This is a genomic window from Corallococcus sp. AB030 (assembly GCF_003668965.1).
In the GTDB taxonomy this organism is placed as follows: Bacteria; Myxococcota; Myxococcia; order Myxococcales; family Myxococcaceae; genus Corallococcus; species Corallococcus exiguus.
In genome coordinates, this window is sequence record NZ_RAWQ01000144.1 from 22232 (window position 1) to 28231 (window position 6000).

At 67.2% G+C, this 6000-nt stretch carries 4 protein-coding genes and 1 pseudogene; 2 read left to right on the plus strand and 3 right to left on the minus strand.

Annotation, left to right across the window (positions count from 1 at the left end):
* The first annotated feature begins 131 nt into the window (after window positions 1-131).
* On the plus strand, window positions 132-3929 hold the full coding sequence (locus D7Y15_RS29055) for a carbohydrate binding domain-containing protein (RefSeq protein WP_121754593.1): 3798 nt from the start codon (window positions 132-134) through the stop codon (window positions 3927-3929).
* A gap of 69 nt (window positions 3930-3998) precedes the next feature.
* Here the strand turns inward: D7Y15_RS29055 and D7Y15_RS29060 are convergent, their stop codons facing one another.
* Window positions 3999-4394: a helix-turn-helix domain-containing protein gene (locus D7Y15_RS29060; protein WP_120565143.1), complete on the minus strand. Its 396-nt coding sequence runs from the start codon at window positions 4392-4394 to the stop codon at window positions 3999-4001.
* Window positions 4395-4479: 85 nt separating this feature from the next.
* Between D7Y15_RS29060 and D7Y15_RS29065 the strand changes: the two genes are divergently transcribed.
* Entirely contained in the window at window positions 4480-5220 is a 741-nt protein-coding gene (locus D7Y15_RS29065; RefSeq protein WP_121754594.1) for an SDR family NAD(P)-dependent oxidoreductase, read from the plus strand.
* Between the two features lie 88 nt (window positions 5221-5308).
* Here the strand turns inward: D7Y15_RS29065 and D7Y15_RS29070 are convergent, their stop codons facing one another.
* A complete protein-coding gene (locus D7Y15_RS29070) occupies window positions 5309-5761 on the minus strand; it encodes an Rrf2 family transcriptional regulator (protein ID WP_120578325.1) in 453 nt (150 codons plus the stop codon).
* A 1-nt stretch (window position 5762) separates the two neighbouring features.
* A pseudogene (locus D7Y15_RS29075) lies at window positions 5763-6000 on the minus strand (hypothetical protein); the annotation flags it as partial.

A 6000-nucleotide genomic window follows, 5' to 3' on the forward strand; every position in this document is an offset into this window, starting at 1 on the left:
TTCCACGAAAGACTGACGCGATGCAGTATCGATTTACAGATTGTCATTCCCAGTTTACATGGGAAATCTTGAGTCAAACGCCAGTAAGCAGCGCCCACCGGACGGCCCCTCTCGTCCGGTGAGGACGCCCCATGAAAAGACAGCCGCAACTGGCCTTGCTCGCGGTGTTCGCCGTCATCCTGTTACACGCGCAGCAGGCGCAGGCTCAAATCGCCGCCGCGCACGTGTATCACAATCACATGCCCAACTTCTGGGCGTACTACGACCTGACCCAATACAACTCGACGCCGGTGGGCGGCCCCATCCGCTACGCGTATGACGGGCAGGTCATCCAGATAAAGCAGTCACCTCCGGCCAACTACACCTATTTCCTGCCGTCGGGCGCGCCCATGCCGCACGACGACCTGGTGACGTATTACTCGCACCACGCGAAGGTGGGCGCGTATCAATACTGGCCGCCAGACGTGGCCGCGGACATGAAGGCCAATGCCTCCACGGGACAGGTTCACGTCACCATGTCTGGCGCGGTGGTGAACAACGTCAACGACCTGGTCACCCGCCGCAACGTGTCCGGCTACGACAACGCAAACTGGGGCGCCACCTGGAGGGACCGCTACGCCAACCTGCGCACGCCCGCGGGCAACCGCTCGTTGGACCTCATCCACTTCACGGGCCACCACTCCATGGGGCCGCTGGTGGGGCCGGACTACTTCCTCAAGGACCTCATCCACCAGAGCGCCACGCTGTCCCAGTCGTACTTCCTGGGCAGCGGCTTCACGGCCTCCAAGGGCTTCTTCCCCACGGAGCTGGGCTTCAGCGAGCGGCTCATCCCCACGCTGGCGAAGTTGGGTGTGAAGTGGTCCGTCATCGGTGACAACCACTTCTCCCGCACGCTGAAGGACTACCCGTTCCTCAACGACCCGGGCTCGGACACGCTGGTGTCGCCGCCCAACCGCGCGGACCTCCAGAACACCAGCACCGTGGGCGCCTGGGTGAGCGAGGGCATGGCGCACGAGCAGCAGGTCATCCGCAACAAGTACCCCTTCGCCTCCACGCCGCACTGGGTGCGCTACGTGGATCCGGCGACGGGCGCCGAGTCGCGCGTCGTGGGCATCCCCGTCAACCAGAACGGTTCCTGGCTGGAGGGCTGGGAGGGACAGGCCACCGTGGACGTGGTGGGCCTGCGCAACTTCGAGGGCCTGGTGTCCCAGAAGCAGTTCTTCGTGCTCGCGCATGACGGTGACAACTCCGGTGGGCGCGCGGGTTCGCTCGACACGTGGCTCAACGGCCGCTCCGTCACCTGCAGCGGTGGCGTGCAGTGCCTGGGCATCGACGAGTACCTGGTCAACAACACGCCCGTCTCCACGGACGTGGTGCACGTGCAGGACGGCTCGTGGGTGGACACGCGCGACTCTTCATCCGACCCGCAGTGGCACCACTGGCGGCTGCCGTTTGGCATCTGGAAGGCGCAGTTCCCGGCCTTCAACTCGGCCACCGGTCTCAACCTGGCGCCCAAGACGAACCTGAGCGGCGTGCAGGAAGGGATGACGGTCTCGCTGGAGCACGGCTGGCACTACCTGGAGCGCAACTTCGCGCTGCTCCAGGCCGCGATGAACTACGCGAAGACGGCCGAGCAGGTCTGGCTGGACGCGCACCCCAACCACTGGAAGCCCACCACGGCGCTGGATTCGCAAGTCACGCACGCGGGCAACCAGCTCAACCCGTGGATGATGTCCTTCCCGGTGAAGGGCGACGCGGCGAATGACTGGGCGGGCGGCGCGAACCCCGCGGAGCTGGCCTGGTACTTCCTCCTGCCGGCCATGGACTCCGGCTTCGGCTACTACGACGAGAACGTGGACGACAACGTGAAGCCCACGCTGTCCTTCAACCAGTCGCTCTACTTCTCCAAGCCGTATGTGCAGGACCGGCTGGCGCAGGACCGTACGGGCCCGGACGTCTGGTGGGTGCAGCGCTGGCCGTACAACCCCGGCAGCCCCAACACGGACAAGTCCGAAGGGTGGACGCTGCACCACTTCGACAACAACTTCGCGCTGTACACCTACGCCTTCGACGTGAGCGGCATCGCCAGCATCAAGGCGCGAGTGCGCGTGCACACGGCGAAGAGCATCGACCCGCTGGACAACACGCCTCGCGTCTACGACCCGGTGGCGCTGAAGGCCGCGGGCGTGCCTGGCATCGACCCATCGCGCGTGGGAGCCTGGGTGGACCATCCACTCCAGCGTCGTGAATTGCGACCGGTGATGAACGGCGTGGCGTGGCAGCCGGCGCACCTGCCGGTGATGCAGAAGGTGGCCGCGCAGGAGATTGGCGACCTCTACTACGTCTATCTGGGCGCCTACCGCGACCAGGTGCTCGACTACTACATCGAGGCCACCGACTCGCGCGGCAACGTCACGCGCAGCGAGATCCAATCCGTCTACGTGGGCGCGGGGAAGTACCGGCAGGAGGGCGGCAAGTACATCGAGGACGTCAACGGCCCGGTGACGGGCACCTATCCGTTCCTCCGCGTGGACACGACGGCGCCGTCCGTTCCCACGGGGCTCGCGGCGACGCGCACGGACCGCTCCGTGACGCTGACGTGGACGGCCTCCACGGACAACGTCGGCGTGACGGGCTACCAGGTGTTCCGCAATGGCACGCAGGTGGGCTCGCCTTCCACGACGAGCTACACGGACAGCGGGCTCACTGCGGGCACGGCGTACAGCTACACCGTGCGAGCGCGGGACGCGGCGGGCAACACCTCCGCGGCGAGCAGCGCGCTCTCCGTCACCACCCTGCCCCCGGACACCACGGCGCCGTCGGCGCCCTCGGGGCTCTCCGCATCGGGTGTCACCAGCTCGTCGGTGGTGCTGAGCTGGACGGCCGCCACGGACAACTACGGCGTGAGTGACTACCTCGTGTTCCGCAATGGCACGCAGGTGGCCGCGCCCACGGCGACGACGTACACGGACACGGGGCTGTCCTCGAGCACGACGTACAGCTACACCGTGAAGGCCCGCGACGCGGCGGGCAACACGTCCGGGGCCAGCGCGGCGCTCTCCGTCACCACCGGCCTGGGGTACACGACGACGGTCTATTACAAGAAGGGCTTCGCCACGCCGTACATCCACTACCGCCCCGCGGGTGGCACGTGGACGACGGCGCCGGGCGTGCTGATGCCGGACGCGGAGGTGACGGGCTACGCGAAGTACACGGTGAACCTGGGCTCCGTGCAGCAACTGGAGGCTGTCTTCAACAACGGCAGCGGGACGTGGGACAACAACAACGGCGGCAACTACCTGTTCCCCACGGGCACCTCCACGTTCAACGCGGGCGTCATCACTGCGGGCGCGCCGGTGAGCGACACCACGGCGCCGTCGGTGCCCACGGGGCTGACGTCACCGTCGAAGTCCGCGACGACGGTGTCGCTGAGCTGGACGGCGTCCACGGACAACGTCGGCGTGACGGGCTACCTGGTGTTCCGCAATGGCACGCAGGTGGGGACGCCCACGTCCACGAGCTACACGGACAGCGGGCTGTCCTCCAACACGGCCTACAGCTACACGGTGCGGGCGCGCGACGCGGCGGGCAACACGTCCGCGCAGTCCTCCGCGCTCTCCGTCACCACGTCCACCAGCGGGGCCACGGTCACGTTCAACGTCACGGCGAGCACGGTGATGGGACAGAACGTGTACGTGGTGGGCAACGTCGCCGCGCTGGGGAGCTGGGCCCCGGCCAATGCCATCCTGCTGTCCCCGGCCAACTACCCCACGTGGAGCGCGGCCGTCGGGCTGCCGGGCTCCACGGCGATTGAGTACAAGTTCATCAAGAAGGACGCCGCCAACAACGTCACCTGGGAGAGCGGCGCCAACCGCACCCTGACGACGCCGGCCACGGGCACCTCGACCGTGAACGATACGTGGCGCTGAGCCATTGAAGCGGACTCGCGGCGGGCCTGGAGACCGGGCCCGCCGTGAGGTATCGCGGAGGGCCCCGGCTCAGTCTGAACGGCGAGCGCTGGCCACCGCCTCGCGGTCGTAGGCTTCCTGGTGCTTCTGGATCGCGTCGATGTGCGCGAGGGTCCAATCGTACAGCGCCGCGAACGGCTCCTGGAGCGACCTGCCCAGCGGGGTGAGCGCGTACTCGACGCCCGGCGGAGAGCCGCCGAGGACGCGGCGGCGGACCATCCCGTTGCGTTCGAGCTTTCGCAGCGTCTGCGTCAGCACGCGCTGGGTGATTCCCTCAAGCTGTCGCTTGAGGGCGTTGAACCGCCTCGGCCCGGGCACGAGCACGGCAAGGACCATCATCGACCACTTGTCGCCTATCTGATCGAGGATCGGGCGGGTGGGGCAGTCGGACCGGTAGATGGGATCGTCTTCAGTATCGCTCGGCATACCTGGGATGCTCCAGGTACGCTCTTGCCCCCTGGTATGCAACGGATACCTTCAATGAGCCACTCTTGAAGGAGATGAAATCGACATGACGCGCTTCAAAGACAAAGTCGTGGTCGTCACCGGGGGAAGTGACGGCATCGGGCTCGCGACCGCCAAGGCCTTCGCCGCGGAGGGGGCCAGGGTCTACATCACCGGGCGCAGACAGGAGCGGCTCGACGAGGCGGTCCACGAAGTCGGTGGCGCCACCGTTGGCATCCAAGGGGACGTCGGCAACCTCTCCGACCTCGACCGGCTCTACGAGCGCGTCAAACGCGACCACGGCAGGGTCGATGTCGTTTTCGCCAATGCGGGAATCTCCGAAACCGTGGCGCTCGGTGCGATCGACGAGGAGCACTTCGATCGCGTGTTCGGCGCGAACGTGAAGGGCATGGTCTTCAGCGTGCAGAAGGCGCTGCCCCTCATGACCCACGGAGGGACGGTCATCCTCGCCGGATCGGCCAGCGGCAGCAAAGGCTTCCCCGGTCTGTCGGTCTACAACGCGACCAAGGCCGCGATTCGCGCGCTCGCGCGTACCTGGACGACCGACCTGAAGAGCCAAGGCATCCGCGTCAACGTGGTTTCACCGGGGGTGATTGAGACGCCCGCGATGCAGACGTATCTCCAGAACAACGCGGGGATGGAGGACGTGCTGAAACAGATGACGCCGCTCGGGCGGCTCGGCCAGGCGGAGGACGTCGCGAACGCGGTGCTGTTCCTGGCGTCGAACGAGAGCAGCTTCGTCGCGGGCGTCGAGCTCTTCGTGGATGGGGGTGTCATGGCGGTGTGACACGGATTGGCGGATGCCCGTGGGTGGCCCCCCGGGCGGCTGCTGACCGTCCCCTGCTCCAACAGGCGTGAGGTGAGCCCGGGCGCGCCTACCCCTGTGGCGCGGCCGGCGTCAGCAGCAGGTCGGACAGGCCCGGCCTGGAGCGCCGCAGCAGGTCCTCCAGCGAGTACTTGTCCAACGTGGCGAGGAACGCGTCGCGCGCCTCCGCCAGCACTCCCTTGAGGCCGCACGCGGGCGCGATGGGGCACGTGTTGCGCTCCTTGTCGAAGCACTCCACCAGGTGGAAGTCCGGCTCGGCCGCGCGCACCACCTTGCCCAGCCGGATGTCTTTCGGGGCCTTCGCCAGCAGCACGCCGCCGGCCCGCCCGGGCTTCACCTCCACGTGTCCCTCCTGCGCCAGCGTCTGCACCACGCGCACCAGGTGGTGCTTGGAGATGCCGTAGGCGTCCGCCATCTCCTGCGTGGACGACGGCCGCCCGGGACGTGCCGCCAGGTACATGAGGACGCGCAGCGAGTAGTCGGCGTGAAGGGTCAGGTGCAAGTCAGGCGGCTCCGGCGACGGGCCCCGCTCGCGGCAGGCTCGGCAGGAAGGCATCCGCGTGGATGTCCTTCAGCGAGAACCCCGCGAGAAAGAGCTTCTTGCGCAGGGATAGCACCGCTTCGGGGTTGCCGCAGAGGAACGCTCGCCAGCCCACCGGCCGCTTCGGGAGGCAGGTGAGGACCTTCGCCTCCAGGGCCCTGTCTCTCATACACATCTCCGAGCCCACGCGACGCTCATGA

Excerpts from the sequence above, each read along its gene's own strand:
- D7Y15_RS29055 (WP_121754593.1), top strand. The coding sequence starts at position 132 with ATGAAAAGACAGCCGCAACTGGCCTTGCTCGCGGTGTTCGCCGTCATC.
- D7Y15_RS29060 (WP_120565143.1), bottom strand. The coding sequence starts at position 4,394 with ATGCCGAGCGATACTGAAGACGATCCCATCTACCGGTCCGACTGCCCC.
- D7Y15_RS29065 (WP_121754594.1), top strand. The coding sequence starts at position 4,480 with ATGACGCGCTTCAAAGACAAAGTCGTGGTCGTCACCGGGGGAAGTGAC.